The organism is Oleiphilus sp. HI0066 (assembly GCF_001635725.1).
The window spans coordinates 1-296 of sequence record NZ_LWFH01000847.1 but is presented as its reverse complement, the minus strand read 5'-3'; the positions used below and the strand labels follow the sequence as shown (position 1 = coordinate 296).

Below are 296 nucleotides of genomic sequence, written 5' to 3'. Positions count from 1 at the left end.
TGGCTTTGCTTACGGGAAGAGTGGCGACAAGCTCAAGGACAAAACCTTGTTCATTCTGACGAGTGCAGGAGCCCAAGAAAGCGCTTATCAAACAGAGGGGCTGAACCAGTATCCACTGCGCGAATTACTACGCCCTTTCGAACAAGTCGCGCATCTATGCCAAATGCATTACATACCGCCTCTCGTTTTGTTTGGCGCAAGAACAGCCAAAGAGGATGGTCGTATCGAGCCTCATACAAAAAAAGCGAGTGCACTTTTCAACGCACTCAGTGATGGGTCTCTCACGCATGAATCCT

1 protein-coding gene is annotated in these 296 nt (G+C 49.3%); it reads left to right on the top strand.

The features are described 5' to 3' along the window. Positions 1-296: NAD(P)H-dependent oxidoreductase (locus A3738_RS09860; protein ID WP_197473775.1), on the top strand; the 296-nt coding region annotated here is incomplete at both ends.